Raw genomic sequence first — 20,887 nt, forward strand, 5'->3', positions numbered from 1 at the left:
GTGTCGAAGGACGCACCACAGGGCCGTTCCCTCTCCATATCCTCGGACGAGCCCTTCCCTTAGTGTGAGCAGCACACCGCGGAGACGACCATGACCGACACCACCGGAAACCCGCTGCTCGACGCCTGGAGCACGCCCTTCGGCCTGCCCCCCTTCGAGCGGATCCGGCCCGAGCATTTCCGGGCGGCCTTCGAGGCGGCGTTCGCGCAGCACCGGGCGGAGATCGACGCGATCGCCAACGACCCGGCCGAGCCGACCTTCGCCAACACGATCGATGCGCTCGAGCTTTCCGGCGAGACGCTGTCGCGCGTCGGCGGCGTGTTCTGGAACCTCGCGGGATCGCACACGAATCCCGAGTTGCAGGCCATCGAGCGTGAGATCTCGCCCGTCGCCGCCCGGCACTACAGCGACATCGGCATGAATCCGGGCCTGTTCAGGCGCATCGACACGCTGTTCGTGAAGAAGGACGCACTGGGTCTGAACTCCGAGCAGGCGCGCGTCCTCGAGCTCACCCACCGCCGCTTCGTCCGCGCCGGCGCCAAGCTCGGCGATGCCGACAAGGAGCGGCTCGGCGCCATCGTGCAGCGGCTCGCCACGCTGGGCACGACGTTCAGCCAGAACGTGCTCGCCGACGAATCCTCCTTCGAGCTCGTCCTGGAGACCGCAGAGGACCGCGCCGGGCTGCCGGACTGGCTCGTCGCGGCCGCGCAGCGCATCGGCGAGGAGCGCGGTAAGCCGGGCAAGGCCGTGATCACGCTGGCGCGCTCGGTGGTGGAACCGTTCCTCACCTTCTCGACCAACCCGGGCCTGCGCGAGATCGCCTTCAACGCCTGGACCCGGCGCGGCGAGAACGGCGGCGAGACCGACAACCGGGCCATCGTCGCCGAGACGCTGCAGCTGCGCGTCGAGCGGGCCCGTCTTCTCGGCTTCAAGACCTTCGCCGATTACAAGCTCGACCCCACCATGGCCAAGACGCCGGCCGCGGTGAACGACCTCCTCGGCCGCGTGTGGCCGATGGCGCGCGCCCGCGCGCTCGAGGAGCGCGCCGAACTCGAGGAGATGGCCAGGAGCGAGGGTGACAACGCCGGCATCGGCGCCGCCGACTGGCGCTACTGGTCGGCCAAGGTGCGCAAGGCGCGCTACGACTTCGACGAGGCGGCGATCAAGCCGTACCTGCAGCTCGACAACGTCATCGCCGCGTCCTTCAACACCGCGACGAAGCTCTTCGGCGTCACCTTCACGGAGCGCCCCGACCTCGGGCTCTACCACCCGGACGCACGCGCCTGGGAGGTGAACGACGCGCAGGGACGGCACGTCGCGCTCTTCATCGGCGACTATTTCGCCAGGCCGTCGAAGCGCAGCGGCGCCTGGATGAGCAGCTTCCGCGGCCAGCGCAAGCTCGGCGCCGACGTGCGGCCCATCGTCGTCAACGTGCTGAACTTCGCCAAGGGCGCCGAGGGCAAGCCCGCCCTGCTCTCCTTCGACGACGCCCGCACCGTCTTCCACGAGTTCGGGCACGGCCTGCACGGGATGCTGTCGGACGTCGTGTATCCGTCCGTGGCAGGAACGTCGGTCGCACGCGACTTCGTCGAGTTCCCCTCGCAGGTCTACGAGCACTGGCTGATGCGCCCGGAGGTGCTGAAGCGCTTCGCCCTGCACGCCGAGACGGGTGAGCCGCTGCCCGACGCCCTGCTCGCCAAGATCCAGCGTGCCCGCAACTTCAACCAGGGCTTCGCGACGGTGGAATACACCTCCTCCGCCATCGTCGACATGGAGTTCCACGCGCTCGAGGACGCCGAGGGCATCGATCCCATCGCCTTCGAAAAGAACGTCCTGCAGCGCCTCGGCATGCCGCAGGGCATGGTGATGCGCCATCGCACGCCCCATTTCGCCCATGTCTTCTCAGGCGACGGCTATTCGGCCGGCTACTACTCGTATCTGTGGTCGGAGGTGCTGGACGCCGACGGATTCGAGGCGTTCCGCGCGAGCGGCGACGTGTTCGATCCGGAATTGGCGAAGCGGTTGAAGGAGCACGTCTACGCGGCCGGCGGCCGCCAGGACCCCGCCGAAGCCTACCGCGCCTTCCGCGGCCGCGACCCGGACGTCGAAGCCCTGCTGCGCGGCCGTGGCTTCCTGGGCGAGACCGCGGAGGCCGGCGGCGAGGAGCGGTAGTCCGCGGCCGAGGCCGCTCCCTCTCCGCCGTCCTGTCCGGGCACCGGAGCCTTTGCCGGGGCCGTCCTGAAGTCGTGGGTGGCCGGGCCGAGCCCGGCCAAGACGGCCGAGGGATGGCGCCTCGACGCCCCGGCGCCGGATACGGCTCCCGGCCTACAGCACCGCCCAGCAGGCGACCTTGCGGCCGTGCTTCATCTCCAGCGGCGGGTTCTCGACCAGGCACCCGGCCAGCACCGAGGGGCAGCGCGGGTTGAAGGGGCAACCCTTGGGCGGGTCGAAGGGCGAGGGCAGTTCGCCCTGCAGGACGATCCGCTCCTTCTTGGCGCCGGGATCGGCGACCGGCGTCGCCGACAGCAGGGCTCGCGTGTAGGGGTGCTGCGGGTTCTCGAAGATCGCGTCGCGGCTGCCCACCTCCACCGCGTGGCCGAGATAGATGACCATCACGTCGTCGGCGATGTGGCGCACGACCGAGAGGTCGTGGGAAATGAACAGGTAGGCGAGCTGGAATTCCTGCTGCAGTTCGGCGAGCAGGTTCAGCACCTGGGCGCGGATCGAGACGTCGAGCGCCGACACGGGCTCGTCGAGCACCAGGATCTTGGGCCGCAGCATCAGGGCTCGCGCGATGGCGATGCGCTGGCGTTGGCCGCCCGAGAACATGTGCGGGTAGCGATCCACGTATTCGGGACGCAGGCCCACCTTCGCCATCATGTCGCGCGCGGCCTTGCGGCGCTCGGCGCCGGACATGCCGGTGTTGACCGCCAGCGGCTCCTCAAGCGCGGCGCCGATGGTCTGGCGCGGGTTGAGGGAGCCGTAGGGGTTCTGGAAGACGATCTGCACCTCGGAGCGCAGGCGCGCCCGTTGCTCGGCGGTGGAGCCGACGAGATCGATGCCGTTGATCTTCAGCGTGCCCGTCGTGGGCTCCTCGATCATGGTCACGAGGCGGGCGAGCGTCGATTTGCCCGAGCCGGATTCGCCCACCACCGCCAGCGTCTTGCCGGCCTCCAGGTCGAACGACACGCCCGCGAGCGCCTTCACCTCCGCAGGCGGGGCGAACAGGCCGCGCTTGGCCATGTAGTTGCGCGAGAGATTGCGCCCTTCGAGGACGACGGTCATGCGGCGCGCTCCCGGTTGGTCGGCCGGCCGGCGACGAGGGGATAATGGCAGAGCGCCCGCCCGAGTTCGGGCGCGGCGGGCTTGGGCGGAATCGCGCGACAGCGATCGTCGGCGAAGCTGCAGCGAGGCGAGAACAGGCATCCCTTGGGCCGGTCGAACTGGCCCGGCACCACGCCCGGGATCGACGGCAGCACGCGCTGCGTCGCCCGCTCCGGCAGCGCCGCGAGGAGCGCGTGCGTATAGGGGTGGTGGGGATCGTTGAACAGGCCGTGGGTCTCCTGGAACTCCACCTGCTGGCCGGCATACTGCACGACCACGCGGTGGGCGGTCTCGGCGACGACGCCCATGTCGTGCGTGATCAGCACCAGCCCCATGCCGGTCTCCTGGCGCAGGCGCAGCAGCAGGTCGAGGATCTGCGCCTGGATCGTCACGTCGAGCGCGGTCGTCGGCTCGTCGGCGATCAGGAGCTTCGGCCGGCAGGCGATCGCCATGGCAATCATCACGCGCTGGCTCATGCCGCCCGACAGCTGGTGCGGGAAGGCCGAGAGCCGCCGGGCCGGATCGGTGATGCCGACCTCCTCCAGCAGTTCCACCGCGCGCTTGCGCCGGGCCGCGCGGTCGAGGCCCAGATGCGTCTTCAAGGTCTCGCCGAGCTGGAACCCGACCGTGAAGCACGGGTTCAGCGACGTCATCGGCTCCTGGAAGATCATCGCGATGTCGCGGCCGACGATCGACCGGCGCTCGCGCGCGGTGATCTTCAGGAGGTCACGGCCGTCGAAGCTCATGCGGTCGGCGGTGACCGTCGCGGTCCAGGGCAGGAGGCCCATGACCGCGAGCATCGCGACGGACTTGCCCGAACCGGATTCGCCGACGATGGAGACCACCTCGTTCTGGTCGACGGTGAGGTCGACCCCGTCCACCGCCTTGAAGGCGCCGGAGCGGGTGGCGAACGTGACGGAGAGATTGCGGATCTCGAGAAGAGCCACCGGTCAGCTCCGTTTCAGCTTCGGGTCGAGCGCGTCGCGCAGGCCGTCGCCCATAAGGTTGATGGAAATGACGGTGACGAGGATGGCGAGGCCCGGCAGGGTGACGATCCACGGGTTGGAGCGGATGAACTCGCGGCTGTCGGCCAGCATCGAGCCCCACTCGGGGATCGGCGGCTGCGCGCCGAGGCCCAGGAAGCCCAGCGCCGCGGCCTCCAGGATCGCCTCCGACACGCCGAGCGCCGCCTGGACGATCAGCGGTGCGAGGCAGTTCGGCAGCACCGTGCGCAGCATCAGCCGCAGGCCCTTCACGCCCGCGACCCGCGCGGCCGTGACGTATTCCTTGTTGATCTCCCCCATCGCCGAGGCCCGCACCAGGCGGACGTAGCGTGGCAGGAAGACGATCGTCACCGCGACGATGGTGTTGGCCAGGCTCGGACCGAGCACCGCGACGATGAGGATGGCCAGCACCAGGCCGGGGACCGAGATGATCAGGTCCATGACGCGCATGATGACCACGTCCACCACGCCGCCGGCGAACGCCGCGACTAGGCCGAGCGACACGCCGATCGCGATCGACACCACCATCACGGCGAGGCCGATGAACAGTGAGATGCGCGCCCCGTAGATCAGCCGGGACAGGGTATCGCGGCCCAGAGCGTCGGTGCCGAGCCAGAACTTGGTCGTGCCGCCTTCGACCCAGAAGGGGGGCAGCTTGGAGAACTCGCGGAACTGCTCGATGGGCGAGTAGGGCGCCACGAACTCGGCGAAGATCGCCACGAGCACGATGATGCTCAACAGGACGAGGCCGAAGACCGCGCCCTTGTTCTCGGAGAAGGAGGCCCAGAAGGCACGCAGCGGGCCGGGCGGGGCCGGAACCGCGTGGACCTCGGCGACGGCGGCGTCAGCGGCCATGGCGGATCCTCGGATTGATGGAGCCGTAGAGGACGTCGACCGTGAGGTTGACGAGGATGACGATGGACGAGATCAGCAGGATGCCGCCCTGGAGGGCCGGGTAGTCGCGCCGGCCGATCGATTCGATCAGCCATTTGCCGACGCCGGGCCAGGAGAAGATCGTCTCGGTCAGCACCGCGCCCGCCATGAGCGAGCCGACCTGCAGGCCGACGATGGTCACCACCGGGATCAGCGCGTTGCGCAGGGCATGCAGGCCGATGACCCGGAACGGGCTCAGCCCCTTGGCGCGGGCGGTGCGGACATAGTCCTCGCTCAGCACCTCGAGCATCGAGGAGCGCGTCATGCGCGCCAGCGTGGCGAGCGGCACGGTGCCGAGCACGATGGCCGGGAGCACCAGGTGGTGCAGGGCCGACCAGAACGCGCCCTTCTGGTCGGACAGCAGCGCGTCGATCAGCATGAAGCCGGTGACCGGCTCGAAGTAATACTTGATGAGGTCGATGCGACCGGACACCGGCGTGAGGCCGAGGCGCTCCGACACCAGCATGATCAGCAGCAGGCCCCACCAGAAGATCGGCATGGAGAAGCCGGTCAGGGACAGGCCCATCAGCGTCTGGTCGAAGATGCTGCCGCGTTTCAGCGCCGCGATCACGCCGGCCGGGATGCCGATGCCGATGGCGAACACCATGGCGAAGAACGACAGCTCGAGCGTCGCGGGGAACAGGGCGAAGAACTCGGTCAGCACGCGCTCGTTGGTGACGATCGAGGTCCCGAAGTCGCCGTGCAGCAGGTTCCAGACATAGTCCAGGAACTGCTGCCAGATGGGCCTGTCGAGACCGAGTTCGTGGCGGAACTGGGCGAGACGTTCTGGCGAGATGCCCCGCTCACCCGTGCGCACCTCGACCGGATCGCCCGGCACGAGCCGGATCGCGAAGAAGGTCACGAACATCAGCGCGAAGAAGGTGGGAAGGGTCAGCGCGGCGCGCCGGAGGAGAAACTTGAACATGGAGCCCTGCGGGCAGGAGGCGGTGTCCCGGCCTCGGATGGATGACGGCGAAAACCATGCAAGAGCGGGTCCAGTCGGGCGATGCCCCGACTGTCCGGTCTCGACGGTGCGAAACGCGATGGCGATGCGATCCGGCCTTGGGGCTGCCGCCTGTGAAGGCCTCAGGTCACCGCGCCGGGATGCGGTGCCGAGGCAATCCGGCCCGGGGACGGATCCCCGGGCCGGACGTCAGTTCCGGTGGGACGACCTTACTGGACGTCGACGCCGTTGAACTTGTGGCCGCCGAACGGGCTCTGCTTGTAGCCCGTGACGCCCTTGCGCATGACCTCGTAGACGATCGAGTGCGCGATGGTCATGTCGGGAGCTTCCTCCTTCATGATCACCTGCATCTCCTCGTACAGCTTGGTGCGCTCCTTCACGTCGGCCGTCGAGGCCGCCTTCTTCAGGCGGTCGTCGAACTCCTTGTTGCACCACTTGGTCAGGTTCTGACCGCCGGCACCCGCCGCGGAGCAGCCGCGCAGGAAGAAGAAGTTGTCCGGGTCGCCGTTGTCGCCCGTCCAGCCGAGCTGAACCGTCATCGGCTCGCCCTGCTGGGCACGCTTGCGGTACTCACCCCACTCGTAGGTCACGAGCTTGGCGTTCACGCCGACCTTGGCGAGGTCCGCCTGCATCATCTCGGCGATGCGCTTGGCGTTCGGGTTGTACGGACGCTGGACCGGCATGTACCAGAGGTCGATTTCGAGCGGCAGCTTGACGCCGGCCTTCTCGAGCATCTCCTTCGCCTTGGCCGCGTCGTACGGATAGTCCTTCACGGAGTCGTTGTAGGACCACAGCGTCGGCGGGATCAGGTTCTTGGCCGCCTGGCCCGTGCCCTGATAGACGTCCTTGATGATCGAGGCCTTGTCGATCGCCATGTTGAAGGCCTGGCGGACCTCCTTCTTGTCGAACGGGGGCTTCGTGTTGTTGAAGGCCCAGTAGGCGATGTTCAGGCCGGGCTGGTTGATGACCTGGATGTTCGGGTCCTTCTGCATCTCGGCCAGGTCGGCCGGGCGCGGATAGGGAACGAACTGGCACTCGTTGGCCTTCAGCTTCGAATAGCGAGCCGTCGGATCCGGCGTGATCGCGTAGACCAGGTCGTCGACCATGGCCTTCTCACCCCAGAAGTCGGGGTTCTTCTTGTACCGGATCACCGCGTCCTTCTGGTAGGCCACGAAGGAGAACGGGCCCGTGCCGACCGGAACCTGGTCGAACGTCTCGGGCTTGCCGGACTTCAGGAGCTGCTCGGCGTACTCGGCAGACTGGATCGACGCGAAGTCCATGGCCAGGTTCGCCAGGATCGGCGCGTTCGGCTGGTTCAGCGTCATGACGACGGTGTAGTCGTCCTTCTTTTCCAGGCTCTTGAGGAGCTTGGGCATGTCCATGTCGGCGAAGTAGTCGTACTTGCCGCCCGACACCTTGGCGAAGGGGTGATCCGGCTTCCACTGGCGGTTGAACGACCACAGGACGTCGTCGGCGTTGAACTCACGGGTCGGCTTGAAGCCGGTGACCGTATGCCACTTCACGCCCTTGCGGAGCTTGAAGGTGATGACCGTGCCGTCCTCGCTCACCGTCCAGCTCTCGGCCAGGCCGGGGCCGACCTTGGTGGAGCCCCGCTCGAACTCGACGAGCTGGTTGTAGATCGGGCGGGCCGCGTCGAAGCTGGTGCCCGTGGTGTTCAGGGCCGGCGTGAAGTTCTCCGGGCTGCCCTCGGAGCAGTACACCAGCGTCTTGGCCGACACTGCCGTCGTGCCCATCAGCAGCGTCGCGAGCGCGGCGCCCACCAGGCCTCGTTTCAGACCGATGCTCATCAACTTTCCCCTCATCCAGAACGGGTCCACAACGTCTCGCCGCTCTCTTCGCGGCGGCGTGGGCGCTAGGTAAGCGCTTTTCGCTGGATGGCGCAATCCACGGATGCGTGCGGGAGAACGAAGGCCCGCCGGGCCGTCAGTGCAGCAGGCCCCGGTCGGCGAGGCCGATCTCGGTGATGGCCTCGCGCAATCCTTCCAGATGCGGGTTGATCGACAGCGCCACCTGGAAGCTCGCCCGGGCCTCGGCCAGCCGGCCATGGCGCAGGCAGATCTGGGCAAAGCCGGACACGGCGCCGAAATGACGCGGCTCGATCAGCAGGGCCCGCTCGATGTCGTGGATGGCCTGGGCATCGCGCTTCTCGACGAAGTGCATCGTGCCCCGCTTGTTCCACGCCTCGGCCCAGTCGGGATGGGTTTCGACGAGTTCGTCGAGAATCGGTTCGGCGAGGTCGAGCGCGCCCGCCGCCATGGCATCGACGGCGATCGCCATCGCCGAGGCCGCGCCCTGGTCCTTGTTCGCGATCCAGTGCGCCCAGATCAGGTCCTCGATCTCGTCCGGCGATCTCTGCGGCGACGCCTGCGCCAGTTCGCGGAACAGCGCGTCGAGGCGGCGGGGCAACCCGCGCCCCGGACTGCGATGCGGCAGGTCGATGACCAGGGCAAAGACGTCGTCGAAGCGCGCCGGGGGGACGATGCGCTTGACGGAAGGAAGAACGAGGTCGGTCCGCGTTGTCATGTGTTCCATTGTAGGACGGTTCGAACGGCCATGTTGTGACGTCGCGCACACACTCGCCGGCGATTTCGGGCCTAAGCTTGGCCTCCCGGGTGGACTCCCGACCCGTCCCGGCGCTGGCGTGGTGCGACGGCCCCGGCTATACGGAGGCCGCCCGTCTCCAGCGCCAGTCACCGATGCCGAGCTTCGAAGCCCTGCGGGGCGCCCTGCCCCTGGGTCTGATCGCCGCGCTCTGCGCGGCCGTGACGGCCGCGGCCCTGCCCCTGCTGCTCCCGGTCCTGCGCCGCTACGCGCTCGCCAGGCCCAATGCGCGGTCGAGCCACCGCGTCCCCACGCCCCAGGGCGGAGGCATCGCGGTCGCCGGGGTGGCCATCGTCGCCACGCTCCTCCTGACCCTGGCGCCGGGCATCCCGACGGCCGAGGTCCAGTCCCTGAGCGTGCTGGCGGCCGCGGCGAGCGCCCTGGCCCTGCTGGGCGCGTGGGACGACATCCGGCCGCTGGCCGCCCTGCCGCGCCTCGGCGTGCAGGCGTTGGCGGTCGCGGCGACGGTCCTGGCTCTGCCGGACACGGTCAGGCTGTTCCCCGACCTGCTGCCGGCCATGGCCGAACGCGCGTTGCTGGTCGTCGCCGTGCTGTGGTTCGTGAACCTCACCAACTTCATGGATGGCCTCGACTGGATGACGGTGGCCGGCTTCGCGCCCCTGTGCGGCGCCATCGCGCTGCTGGCCGCCGCGGGCGCCGCGCCGCTCGCGGCCGGGCTGGTCGCCGCGAGCCTGGGAGGCGCGCTCCTGGGTTTTGCGCCTCTCAACCGACCCGTCGCCCGCGTCTTCCTGGGCGACGTCGGCAGCCTGCCGATCGGGCTGCTCGCCGCCTATGCCCTGATCCGCCTGGGCGGCGACGGGCACCTCGTCGCGGCCGTGATCCTGCCCCTCTACTACGCGGCGGACGCCACCATCACGCTTACCCGGCGCGCCTTGCGCGGCGAGAAAGTGTGGGAGGCGCACCGCTCGCACTATTACCAACAAGCGACGAGCCACGGCCTCACCGTCATGGAGGTCATCGGCCGCATCGCCCTGCTGAACCTCACGCTGGCGGGTGCCGCGATCATTCTCGCGCTGGCCTGGACCCCTGCCCGCGGCGCCCTCGGCGTCCTGGTCGCGGTCGCATCGGTGGGCGCCATCCTCGCGCATTTCGGCCAGCGACGGGCCGGCCCGTGACGACCCGCGGCCGCATCCTGCTGACGGGAGCCGGCGGCTTCATCGGCCGGGCGCTCGCGGCCTCGCTGGCCGCCGACGGATGGACCGTCAGGGCTGCCATGCGGGCTCCCGGCCGCCTCCCCGGCGTGGCGGAGACGGTCACGGCGGATCTCGCCGCGCCCATGGACTGGACCGATGCCCTGGCGGGGGTGGACGCGGTCATCCACTCCGCGGGCATCGCCCATGCGGGACCGGGCCTGCCGGACGCGCTCTACGAGCGTGTGAACCGGGACGCGACCCTGGAGCTGGCACGCGCCGCGGCCGGACGCGTCGGGCGCTTCGTGTTCCTGTCGTCGATCCGGGCCCAGTCCGGCCCCACGGCCCCCGGGCGCCTGACGGAGGACACGCCACCGGCGCCCACCGACGCCTATGGCCGATCGAAGCTCACCGCCGAGGAGGCGCTGGCGGGCCTCGATCTCGCCTGCGTCGCGTTGCGGCCGGTCGTCGTCTACGGACCCGGCGTGCGGGGCAACGTGGGAACGCTGCTCAGGCTCGCCAGGCTGCCGGTACCCCTGCCCTTCGCGAGCCTCACCGCGCCGCGGGCCTTCCTGGCGCTGGACAATCTCGTCGACGCCGTCCGCCTGCTGCTCGACCGGCCGGAGCCGGTGCGCGGGCCGCTGATCGCGGCCGATCCGTCGCCGACGTCGCTTGCCGAGTTCCTGGCCGCCATGCGCCGCGGGATGGGGCGGTCGCCGATGATGCTGCCGCTGCCGCCGGCCGTCATGGCCACGGCCGCCGCTGCGCTGGGAAAGGCCGACCTGTGGGAGCGCATTGCCGGCCCCCTCGAGGCCGATCCGACGCGTCTGCTCAGCCTTGGCTGGCGGCCGCCGGCACGCTCGACGCCGGAGGGGGTGGAGCGCTGGCTGCGGTCTGATCGCGGTTGAGTTCCGGCACCGCGTCGATCAGGACCGCCTCGGCGGCGGCCCGGTCCTCCGCGTCGAGGGCGGCGGACAGCCGCGCCAGCCAGGTCTCGATGCGCTCGCGGTCGGCGAAGAAGGGCTTGGCCGCCATCACGCCGCCGACGCCGGTCTCGACGGTCGGCTCCTCCTTGCCGAAGAGGATCTCGTGCATGCGCTCGCCGGGCCGCACCCCGGTGAAGACGATCTCGATGTCGCTGCCCGGCTCGAAGCCCGCCAGCCGGATCATGCGCTCCGCGAGATCGAGGATCCGCATCGGCTGGCCCATCTTCAGCACGTAGACGGACGGACGGTCCTGTGCGGTTCCCGCCGCGCCGCGCATGTCGGCATCGGCGTGCGAAGCCGCGGTGAGCACCAGCTCCGCAGCCTCGCGGACGGTCATGAAGTAGCGGACCATGTCGGGGTGGGTGACGGTCACCGGGCCGCCCAGCGCGATCTGCTGCTTGAACTTCGGCACGACCGATCCGTTCGAGCCCAGCACGTTGCCGAAGCGCACGGCCACGAACCGGGGCGCCTCGCGATTGCCGGGCGCATGCTCCGCGTCGAGCGCCTGGGCATACATCTCGGCGAAGCGCTTGGTGGCGCCCAGCATCGACACGGGCTCGATCGCCTTGTCGGTGGAAATCATCACCGCGGCGCGCGCCCCCACCTGGCGTGCGGCTTCCAGCACGTTCACCGAGCCGAACACGTTGGTCTTGATCGCCTCGTCCCAGTCCTGCTCCAGATAGGGAACGTGCTTGAGCGCCGCCGCGTGGAACACGAGGTCCGGCGCGAAGGTCTGGAAGACGCGTGCGATGCGCTTGCGGTCGCGCACGTCGGCGATGATGCCGTGCACCACCGTGTGGCTGCCGATCCGCGCCAGGTCCTCGGTGATCCGGTGCAACGCCGGTTCGGAATTCTCGACCACCGCCAGCTCCGCGGCACCGAAGGCCGCGATGCGCAGGCACAGCTCGCTGCCGATGGATCCGCCGCCGCCCGTGACCAGCACGCGCCGGCTCTGGAGCAGGGTTTCGATGCGCGCGCGCTCGATCTCGACCGTCGGCCGCAGCAGCAGGTCCTCGATCTCGACGGGAGCCAGGGCCACGTCGCTTCCGGCCGCCCCGCCATCCTCGAGCGTCTGGAAGCGCAGCAGCGGGATGCCGAGACGGCGAGAGGCGGCGAGCAGTTGCTCGGGATGGCTGTCCGCCGCCAGCGCCGAAGGCGCCACGATGAGGCGCTTCACGGGGACACCCCGCTCCACGAGGTCGGCGACGGCCGTCTCGATGCCCAGGACGTTGCCCACCACCCGGACCGACCGGATCGTCTGGCCGAGGTCGGCGTCGCGCGTCGCGACGATGCCCACCGCATGGAACCGCCCGAGCTGCCCGTTCTCCATCGCGCGCAGGGCAATTTCAGCCTCCGACCCGCGCCCCACGATCAGCGCGGGCGCGCTCGCCCGGCGCGCCACCAGGTCGCGGGCCCGGACAAACCGCAGGTAGCGATAGGCCAGCCTCGGCCCACCCAGGCAGAACACCTGGAGGAGCCAGTAGAGAAAAATGAAGACCTTGCCGAAAAAGAACGCGCCGTAGAACGTCGGCGTGACGAGCACGTAGTCGAGCACCAGCAGGCCGAGCGCCAGGGCCGTTGCCGACTTTACGATGTTCGACAGGTCGGGCAGCGAGGCGAAGCGCCAGCGCGACTGATACAGCCCGAAATACCAGTAGACGCACGAGGCGACCGCCAGGAACAGCGGCAGCAGGGGCAGGTAGGGAAGCCGCAGGGCGATCTCGCCTGGCTCGAACCGCATGAGAAACGCGGCGATGAGCGCGACGGCGGTCATCACCACGTCGTGGACGATCACCGCGGTGCGCTTGTAGTTCGCCAGTGTCTGGAGCCCTGCCATCGCGGCGGTATCATGCCGCCCACGAGCGATGTCAACCCGAGCGAGGCTTCACGACAGCGCGTCGATCTCGGCTTCGCCCAGTTGGCCCGGCACGATGGCGATCGGCACCGCGAAGGTTCCCGACGCACCGCCGGCGAGCGCGGTCACGAGCGGCCCGGGACCGTCGGTGTCGGTTCCCGCCGCCAGCACGAGCAGGGAGATGTCCTCGTCCTCCTCGATCAGGGCGACGATCTCCTCCGAGGCCGCGCCCGTCCGCACCACCGCCTCGGGATCGAGCCCGGCGACGGCGCGGATGCGGGCACCGACCGTGTCGAGGCGCCGGCGCGCCTCCTCCTCCGCCTCGGCCTGCATGACGTCGCCGACGCCGAGCCAGCCCTGGAAGTCGGGCGGGGGGACGACCGCCAGCATGACCACGTTGGCGCCGATTCGCATGGCGCGCCGGGCCGCGTAGTACGCGGCGCGATCGCACTCGGGGGTGTCGTCCACCACGACGAGAAGCTTCGGCCGATGGCCGGCCTCGTAGGAGCGCCGCGGCTTTCCGGTCATGCTGCTTTCCGGGAACGGGAGAAAACCGGCCTCATGCTGCCAGCCGGCCGCGGGCAGGGCAAGCGTGGGCGCGGGACTTGGGAGAGACGGGCCAAGAACGAGTGGCGAGTGGCGAAGGGTGCAACCCAGCAACGGGCCGCTCCCTATTCGCTACTCGCCATTCGCTGCTCGCCCCCGAACCGCGTTCCGCTCAGCTGCGGATGAACCCGACGATGTCCTTCACCTGGTCCATCACCGGCTTGGCGATGGCCCGGGCCCGGGCCGACCCGTCGGCCAGGATGGCGTCGATATAGGCGTGGTCGGACTGCAACTTCTTCATCTCGGCGCTGATCGGGCCGAGACGGGCGACCGCGAGGTCGACGAGCGCGTTCTTGAACGTCGAGAACTGCGCGCCGCCGAAGTCCTTCAGCACGCTCTCGCGGCTCACGTCGGCCAGGGCCGAGTAGATCACCACGAGGTTTTCCGCCTCGGGCCGCCCCTCCAGGCCCTCGACCTCGCTCGGCAGCGGCTCGGGGTCGGTCTTGGCCTTGCGGATCTTCTGGGCGATGGCGTCGGCATCGTCACGGAAGGTCAGGCGCGAGTAGTCGGACGGGTCCGACTTGGACATCTTCTTCGTGCCGTCGCGCAGGCTCATGACCCGCGGCGCCGGGCCCTGGATCAGGGGCTCCGGCTGCGGGAAGAACGCGCCGCCGGCAATGCCACGCGCCGCGATCGCCTCGGCATAGTCGTTGTTGAACTTCTGCGCGATGTCGCGGGCGAGCTCGAGGTGCTGCTTCTGGTCCTCGCCCACGGGCACGTGCGTCGCCTTGTAGACGAGAATGTCGGCGGCCATCAGGTTCGGGTAGGAGTAGAGCCCGACGGACGCGTTCTCGCGGTCCTTGCCGGCCTTCTCCTTGAACTGGGTCATGCGGTTCAGCCAGCCGATGCGGGCGACGCAGTTGAACACCCAGGCGAGTTCCGCGTGCTCGGACACCTGGCTCTGGTTGAAGACGATGTGCTTCTTGGGGTCGATGCCGCAGGCCACGAAGGCGGCGGTCACCTCGCGAATGGCGGCGGTGAGCTCGGCCGGATCCTGCGCCACGGTGATCGCGTGCATGTCGACCACGCAATAGATGCACTCATAGTCCTGCTGCAGCGCCACGAAGCGCTTCACGGCCCCGAGATAGTTGCCGAGATGCAGGTTGCCTGTCGGCTGAACGCCGGAAAAGACACGCTGGTGGAAGGCGGTCATCGTCATCACTCCTGAAGGGCGCCTTCGTCGGAAGGCCGCGGTTTATGTCAGGCGCGACGGAAAGGCGCAAGCGGCGGGCGAATCCGAGCTCTCTCGACCGGGTTTGAGTACTGCTAGGATATCGAGCGCGGCGAGCACGATGGCGATGCTAGCTGAGGAGGTTTTCCCATGGTCTTGCCGGTTCCATCCGGGTTTTCATTGGGGCCTGGAGCACGGGAGGTCTTGAGAACGCATGCCGATCGCCTGAAATCCGACGGACACCCGTTGAATTTCGCGTGTCTGTGGATTCCCACCCAGACCCCGAAGGACACGGAACCGTTTCTCGACCTGGCGATCGGGCTTTCCTTTTCGCCAAGTGAGATGGGCCTCCAGCACGACGACATCAGCGAGGTGGATGGCATCCGCCTCGTCCTTGATCTCGACCCGCGCGCCATCCCGTACTTCGAGCACAGGATCCTCGACTGTACGGCTGAGGGACAGTGGCACATGAGATCGGCGGCAGGCCGGGGGCACACGCCGTTGCCTGACTTGCGACGCCCGCCCTCGACATCCGGCTTTTGTCAGTACCGGATCGACGTGACGTCGCATGCCAACGAGAACGGCACGGCTACTTCCGGGTGGTGAGGTCAGCCAGGGTGAAGGCCCCCAGGACATACGTGGCGCCCATGTAGGCGACGACACCGGCCCCGCAGAGGCCGGCAAGGGACAAGGCCCGGACGAGGAGGTGAGCCGAGGGCGCGAGGGCGGCCGCAAAGTGACCGGCCAGCACGACCACGCAGGCTCCCATCACGAGCGCACCCACCGCGCCGGCGCTTGCCCTTTGCAGGACCTTCCGGTCCGGACGCCAGAGGTCCGTCCGCAGTGAGCCGAAGGCCAGCAGGCCGGCATTGAGCCAGGCCCCCGCGCTGACGCCCGCGGCAACGCCGGCGACGCCGAAGCGGGGCTCCAACGCGACCGCCGCTCCGTAGGCGACGACCACGCCGACCAGCGCCGCGACCAGCGGCCACCGCAGGCTCTCGCGCGCGAACCAGGCCTGGGAGAGGATGCGCGTGAGCGCCGCCGCCGGCAGACCCCAGGCCAGGGCAGCCAAAGCCGCCGCCGTTTTGCGGGCGTCCTGCGGCCCGAAGGCACCGCGCTCGAACAGAATGGAGATGATCGGCTGGGAGAGCACCCAAAGCCCCACGGCCGCCGGCAGCGCCAGCAGGAGGGCGATCGCGAGCGCCTCGTTCTGCGCCGCATGCGCCTCCGCGGCGCGGCCGTCCCGCTGCAGCCGCACGAGCAGGGGGAGGAGCACCACCCCGGATGCGGAGGCGACGAACCCGAGCGGCAGCTGGAACAGGCGGTCGGCATAATACAGCCGCGCCACCGAGGCGGGGCTCGACGAGGCGGCCTGCGTCGCCGCGACGATGGCGAGTTGCGAGGCGGCGAGCACGGCCAGGCCCGGCAGGCCCAGGACCAGCATGCGCCGGACCGGCGGCGACAGACGGGGCCAGGACAGGCGGGGCCGTTCGGGCAGGCGCGCGATCGCCGGAACGAGCGCGAGGAGCTGGACGATCCCGGCCCCCGACACGGCCAGCGCGGCCCAGCGGCCGAGGCGGTCGGGCGGCAGGCCGGTGAGCATCAGGACGCCGAGGACGACGACCAGGACGATGTTGACCGTCACCGGCGCGAGCGCGGCGGCGAGGACCCGGCCCTGGGCGTTGAGGAGCGCCGAGGCGAGCGCTGCGAGAACGGTCGCCGGCAGGAGGGGGAGCATCAGCCGGGTATAGGCGGTGGCCAGTTCCAGGCGGACCGGATCCTGCGCATAGCCCGCGGCGAGAGCGAGGACGACGAGACCGGCCGCTACTTCCATCACGGCCGTGGCCGCGAGCAGCCACAAGGCGGCGACCGAGAGGGCTTCCCCCGCGAAGACACGAGCCGCCTCCGGCCCTTGCTCCTGGCGCAGCCGCTGTGCCACGGGGACGAAGCCTGCATTGAGCGCTCCCTCCCCGACCACGCGCCGGATGAGCCCCGGGACCCGGAACGCCACGACGAAGGCATCGGCGGCCGGCCCCGAGCCGAGCAGGGCCGCCAGCATCACGTCGCGCACGAAGCCGAGCACGCGCGACCCCGCCGCCGCCGCACTGACCACGGCGGTCGATCGGACGAGGTTTGTCTCAGGCATGCGGGGCGATCCGGTTGCGCGCCGACCCTAGCGGGGGCGCGGATGGGTGCAACCAGTTTGCGGGGAATGTTTGCGACGGTTGTATCGCGTGTGAACCGAAGCGGGCTGACTCAACCGGCGGGTAGCAGACCCCATGGGCCGGCAGCCTCAGAACGGCAGGTTGAACACCCGCACGGGCACGAACTCGCCCTTCTCGACCTGCCCGACGGCGATGACCACGCCGCCGCAGGTGCCGTAGACGGCGCCTTCGGCCGGCGCGTCGCGGCCGCGCAGGATCACGGACTGGCCACGGCGCAGGCGGGTGGCGGCGTCGCGGTTCAGAACCACGCAGGGCAGCTCCACCAGGCCCCCCTCGACGGACACGAGGAACTCCTGCGCCTTTTCCGGCGCGCCCTCGAGATCGGCGAAGGGCACCGCGTCGGCGAGCGAGAACGGTCCGACGCGGGTGCGCCGCAGGGCCACGACGTGCCCCATGCAGCCGAGATGGCGCCCGAGGTCGCGGGCGATGGCGCGCACATAGGTGCCCTTGCCACACTCGGCCTCGAAGGTCGCGGTGGCATCGTCGTGCGCCACGAGGCGCAGCGCCTCGATCTCCACCGGACGGGCCTTGAGTTCCACGGCCTCGCCGTCGCGGGCCAGGTCGTAGGCGCGCTCGCCGTCCACCTTGATGGCCGAGTAGCGCGGCGGCACCTGCATCACGGTGCCCATGAACAGCGGCAGCGCCGCCTCGATCTCGGCGATGGTCGGGCGGCCCTCGCTGGTGCCCACCGCGCGACCCTCGCTGTCGTCGGTGTCGGTCTCCACGCCCCACTTCACGGTGAAGGTGTAGGCCTTCTCGCCATCCACGACGTAGGGCACCGTCTTCGTCGCTTCGCCGAAGGCGAGCGGCAGGATCCCGGAGGCCAGCGGGTCGAGCGTGCCGGCATGGCCGGCCTTCTTGGCGTTGAAGATCCGACGCACGGCCGAGACCGCGTGGGTGGAGGTCATGCCGACGGGCTTGTCGAGCACGATCCATCCGTTGACGTCGACACGGTGCCGGCGCGGCGCATTCATGAGGTCACTCGTCGTCTTCGTCGGAGAGGTCGTCGGGCTTCGTCAGGTCGCGCTGGACGGCCGGCGTGCGCAGCAGCGCGTCGATGCGTGCCGCCTCGTCGAGCCCTCGGTCGGCGCGGAAACGGAGGTCCGGCGCGAACTTGAGGTTGACGCGATGGGCCACCTCGGTGCGCAGCATCTTGCGGTTGGCCTCGAGCGCCCGCAGGACCCCGGTCTCCTCGCGCTTGTCGTGCAGCGTCACGTACACGGTCGCGATCTTGAGATCCGGGCTCATGCGCACTTCGGGAATGGTCACGAAGGCGCGCGCGAACACCGGCTCCGGCAGGTCGCCGCGGGCGAGCAGCTCGGTCATGGCGTGGCGCACGAGTTCTCCCACGCGCAGCTGGCGCTGGGAGGGACCTTTGCGGTCGTCCTTGCTGGGTTTCATGGTCTCACCGTCCGCCCGGGATCGGACCGGTGCGGCGTTGGTCTTGAAGGTTGAACGGAATACGGGCCGCGACTGGCGCGGCCCGTCCTGGACTTAGAGCGAACGCCGGACCTCTTCGACCCGGTAGCACTCGATGATGTCGCCCGTGCGCATGTCCTGGTAGTTCTCGAAGGCCATGCCGCATTCCTGGCCCGAGGGAACTTCCTTGACCTCGTCCTTGAAGCGCTTGAGCGTCGAGAGCTTGCCTTCGTGGATGACCACGTTGTCGCGGATGAGGCGCACGCTGGCGCCGCGCTCGACACGGCCGTCCTGCACGAGGCAGCCCGCCACCTTGCCGACCTTGGACACCGCGAAGACCTGCAGGATCCGCGCCTCGCCGAGGCGCTCTTCGCGCAGCGTCGGGGCGAGCAGGCCGGACATGGCCTGCTTCACGTCATCCACGAGGTCGTAGATGATGTTGTAGTAGCGGATCTCGACGCCGGCACGCTCGGCCGCCTCGCGCGCTTCCTTGTTGGCACGCACGTTGAAGCCGATGACGACGGCACCCGAGGCCTCGGCCAGGGTGATGTCGCTCTCGTTGATGCCGCCGGCGCCTGCATGGACGATGCGGGCCGCGACCTCGTCGTTGCCGATCTTGTCCAGCGCGCCGGAGATCGCTTCCACCGAACCCTGCACGTCGCCCTTCACGAGGAGCGGGAACTCCTTGCGGCCGGTCGACTTCAGCTGGTTCATCATGTCGGCCAGCGAGCCGCGGGCAAGGCCCGCACGCGCCGCCTGACGCTCGCGCTTCTGGCGCTGGCGATACTCGGTGACCTCGCGGGCGCGGGCCTCGTTCTCGACCACCGCGACGCGGTCGCCCGCCTCCGGTGCACCGTTGAAGCCGAGGATCTCGACCGGGACGGAGGGACCCGCCTGGCTGACCTGGGCGCCGAGGTCGGACACGAGGGCGCGCACGCGGCCCCATTCCGAACCCGCCACCACGATGTCGCCCGTCTTCAGCGTGCCGCGCTGCACCAGCACGGTGGCCACCGGACCACGACCGCGATCGAGCTTGGCCTCGATGACCGTGCCTTCGGCCGGACGATCCGGGTTGGCGCGGATGTCGAGCACTTCCGACTGCAGGGAGATCGCCTCGAGCAGCTTCTCGAGGTTGATCTTCTTTGTCGCGGAGACCTCGACTTCCAGCGTCTCGCCGCCCATGGATTCGACCTGCACCTCGTACTGGAGGAGCTCGGTGCGGACCCGCTCGGGCTTGGCGTCGGGCTTGTCGATCTTGTTGATCGCCACGATCAGCGGCACCTTGGCCGCCTTGGCGTGGTTGATGGCCTCGATCGTCTGCGGCATGACGCCGTCGTCGGCCGCCACCACCAGCACCACGATGTCCGTCACCTTGGCGCCGCGGGCGCGCATGGCGGTGAACGCCGCGTGGCCGGGCGTGTCGATGAAGGTGATCTTGCCGCCCAGCGGCGACTCGACCTGATAGGCGCCGATGTGCTGCGTGATGCCGCCGGCCTCGCCCCCCGCCACGTTGGCGTGACGGATGGCGTCGAGCAGCGACGTCTTGCCGTGGTCGACGTGACCCATGATCGTGACGACCGGAGGCCGCGCCTGCAGCGTCTCCTCGGCGTCGGGGTTGTCGAAGAGACCCTCTTCGACGTCCGACTCGGCGACGCGCTTCACCGTGTGACCGAACTCCTCCGCCACGAGCTGGGCCGTGTCGGCGTCGATCACGTCGGTGATCTTCACCATCTGGCCCTGCTTCATGAGGAAGCGGATCACGTCCACCGCGCGCTCGGCCATGCGGTTGGCGAGCTCCTGGATGGTGATCGTCTCGGGGATCGTCACCTCGCGGGCGATCTTTTCCTTCGGCTCGTTGGAGGCATGACCCTTCATGCGCTGCACGCGGCGGCGGAAGGCCGCCACCGAGCGCGTGCGCTCCTCGTCGTCACCCGTCGCCGTGGTGACGGTCAGGCGGCCACGGCGCTTCTCGTCGCCCGGGCGGGTGCGCTCGGGCTTCGGCGGCGTGATGACCTTGGTCGGCATGCCGGGCCGACGAATGATGCGCTTGGTCTCTTCCTCTTCCTCGGCCGGCACGCCGGCGGGACGCACGCCGAGCGGACGGCGGGCGGCGGCTGCCGGATCGGGGGTCGGGGTGGGACGCACGCGCTGCTCGGTCGGCTGGTCGCCCAGGCGGCGCTTGGCTTCGTCCTCGGCCTTGCGGCGAACCTCTTCCTCGCGGCGATGGCGGGCCTCTTCCTCGCGCTTGCGCGCTTCGGCGGCGTCACGCTCCACCTTCTCGCGCGCCTCACGCTCGGCCCGCTCGCGGGCCTCCACGGCGGCACGCTTGCGATCGTCTTCCTCGCGGCGGCGGGCTTCCACCAGCGCCATGGCGCGGGCGTCGCGCTCCTCCTCGGTCAGCGTGCGCAGGACCATGCCGGAATTGCGCGACGAGGACGCGGAACCCTGACCCGGACGGGACGAAGGCTGCGACGGCGGCTGGGCGCGGCCCGACGGCGCCGAGGTCGGCGGCAGAGCACGGCCGGACGGCGTCTGGGTCGGCGCGGGACGCAGCGGCGCAGGCGCCGGCTTCGGCGCGGGAGCCGCAGACGCGGCAGCGGCAGCGGCCGGAGCGGGCGCGGCAGGTG

Annotated in this window: 17 protein-coding genes; 4 read left to right on the plus strand and 13 right to left on the minus strand. The window is 69.6% G+C overall.

Going from position 1 to position 20,887, the window contains the following annotated elements; genetic code table 11:
• The first annotated feature begins 90 nt into the window (after window positions 1-90).
• A complete protein-coding gene (locus tag Q0Q47_RS27675) occupies window positions 91-2,172 on the plus strand; it encodes a M3 family metallopeptidase (protein WP_293867811.1) in 2,082 nt (693 codons plus the stop codon).
• A 153-nt stretch (window positions 2,173-2,325) separates the two neighbouring features.
• On the opposite strand, the gene Q0Q47_RS27680 is transcribed toward Q0Q47_RS27675, so the two are convergent.
• The 6 genes from Q0Q47_RS27680 to Q0Q47_RS27705 form a co-directional block, all read right to left on the minus strand.
• Window positions 2,326-3,285, minus strand: a complete 960-nt coding sequence (locus tag Q0Q47_RS27680) for a dipeptide ABC transporter ATP-binding protein (protein WP_293867813.1) — start codon at window positions 3,283-3,285, stop codon at window positions 2,326-2,328.
• On the minus strand, window positions 3,282-4,271 hold the full coding sequence (locus Q0Q47_RS27685) for an ABC transporter ATP-binding protein (protein WP_293867815.1): 990 nt from the start codon (window positions 4,269-4,271) through the stop codon (window positions 3,282-3,284). The genes Q0Q47_RS27680 and Q0Q47_RS27685 overlap by 4 nt, the downstream gene beginning before the upstream one ends.
• A 3-nt stretch (window positions 4,272-4,274) precedes the next feature.
• Window positions 4,275-5,198 carry an ABC transporter permease subunit gene (locus tag Q0Q47_RS27690; protein WP_293867842.1) on the minus strand — a complete coding sequence of 308 codons (924 nt, stop codon included), beginning with the start codon at window positions 5,196-5,198 and terminating at the stop codon, window positions 4,275-4,277.
• Window positions 5,173-6,186: an ABC transporter permease subunit gene (locus Q0Q47_RS27695; RefSeq protein ID WP_293867817.1), complete on the minus strand. Its 1,014-nt coding sequence runs from the start codon at window positions 6,184-6,186 to the stop codon at window positions 5,173-5,175. Before Q0Q47_RS27695 ends, Q0Q47_RS27690 begins: the two co-directional genes overlap by 26 nt.
• A gap of 248 nt (window positions 6,187-6,434) precedes the next feature.
• On the minus strand, window positions 6,435-8,033 hold the full coding sequence (locus tag Q0Q47_RS27700) for an ABC transporter substrate-binding protein (RefSeq protein WP_293867818.1): 1,599 nt from the start codon (window positions 8,031-8,033) through the stop codon (window positions 6,435-6,437).
• Window positions 8,034-8,169: 136 nt separating this feature from the next.
• Complete coding sequence (locus Q0Q47_RS27705; protein WP_293867820.1) at window positions 8,170-8,769, minus strand: tetratricopeptide repeat protein; 600 nt, start codon at window positions 8,767-8,769, stop codon at window positions 8,170-8,172.
• 173 nt (window positions 8,770-8,942) lie between these two features.
• On the opposite strand from Q0Q47_RS27705, the gene Q0Q47_RS27710 reads away from it, so the two are divergent.
• Window positions 8,943-9,983, plus strand: a complete 1,041-nt coding sequence (locus tag Q0Q47_RS27710; RefSeq protein WP_293867822.1) for a glycosyl transferase — start codon at window positions 8,943-8,945, stop codon at window positions 9,981-9,983.
• Window positions 9,980-10,906 carry an NAD-dependent epimerase/dehydratase family protein gene (locus Q0Q47_RS27715; RefSeq protein WP_293867824.1) on the plus strand — a complete coding sequence of 309 codons (927 nt, stop codon included), beginning with the start codon at window positions 9,980-9,982 and terminating at the stop codon, window positions 10,904-10,906. Before Q0Q47_RS27710 ends, Q0Q47_RS27715 begins: the two co-directional genes overlap by 4 nt.
• On the opposite strand, the gene Q0Q47_RS27720 is transcribed toward Q0Q47_RS27715, so the two are convergent.
• The 3 genes from Q0Q47_RS27720 to trpS form a co-directional block, all read right to left on the minus strand.
• Entirely contained in the window at window positions 10,830-12,821 is a 1,992-nt protein-coding gene (locus Q0Q47_RS27720) for a nucleoside-diphosphate sugar epimerase/dehydratase (protein WP_293867826.1), read from the minus strand. The two genes, Q0Q47_RS27715 and Q0Q47_RS27720, sit on opposite strands and share 77 nt — an antisense overlap.
• 48 nt (window positions 12,822-12,869) lie before the next feature.
• Entirely contained in the window at window positions 12,870-13,367 is a 498-nt protein-coding gene (locus Q0Q47_RS27725; RefSeq protein WP_293867828.1) for a universal stress protein, read from the minus strand.
• 190 nt (window positions 13,368-13,557) lie between these two features.
• Entirely contained in the window at window positions 13,558-14,598 is a 1,041-nt protein-coding gene (trpS, locus tag Q0Q47_RS27730; protein ID WP_293867830.1) for a tryptophan--tRNA ligase, read from the minus strand.
• 168 nt (window positions 14,599-14,766) lie between these two features.
• Here trpS and Q0Q47_RS27735 point away from each other — a divergent pair, with 168 nt between their 5' ends.
• Window positions 14,767-15,222 carry a hypothetical protein gene (locus Q0Q47_RS27735; protein ID WP_293867832.1) on the plus strand — a complete coding sequence of 152 codons (456 nt, stop codon included), beginning with the start codon at window positions 14,767-14,769 and terminating at the stop codon, window positions 15,220-15,222.
• On the opposite strand, the gene murJ is transcribed toward Q0Q47_RS27735, so the two are convergent.
• The 4 genes from murJ to infB all read right to left on the minus strand — a co-directional run.
• Window positions 15,206-16,762 (minus strand): murein biosynthesis integral membrane protein MurJ, encoded by a 1,557-nt coding sequence (gene murJ, locus Q0Q47_RS27740; RefSeq protein ID WP_293867834.1) that lies wholly within the window; start codon window positions 16,760-16,762, stop codon window positions 15,206-15,208. The genes Q0Q47_RS27735 and murJ overlap by 17 nt on opposite strands.
• A gap of 147 nt (window positions 16,763-16,909) precedes the next feature.
• On the minus strand, window positions 16,910-17,815 hold the full coding sequence (gene truB / locus Q0Q47_RS27745) for a tRNA pseudouridine(55) synthase TruB (protein WP_293867836.1): 906 nt from the start codon (window positions 17,813-17,815) through the stop codon (window positions 16,910-16,912).
• Between the two features lie 4 nt (window positions 17,816-17,819).
• Entirely contained in the window at window positions 17,820-18,242 is a 423-nt protein-coding gene (gene rbfA / locus Q0Q47_RS27750) for a 30S ribosome-binding factor RbfA (RefSeq protein WP_293867838.1), read from the minus strand.
• A gap of 93 nt (window positions 18,243-18,335) precedes the next feature.
• Window positions 18,336-20,887, minus strand: a 2,552-nt coding sequence (gene infB / locus Q0Q47_RS27755) for a translation initiation factor IF-2 (RefSeq protein WP_293867840.1), incomplete at its 5' end; no start/stop codon positions are given.

This window comes from uncultured Alsobacter sp. (assembly GCF_945952055.1).
Taxonomy (GTDB): domain Bacteria; phylum Pseudomonadota; class Alphaproteobacteria; order Rhizobiales; family Beijerinckiaceae; genus Alsobacter.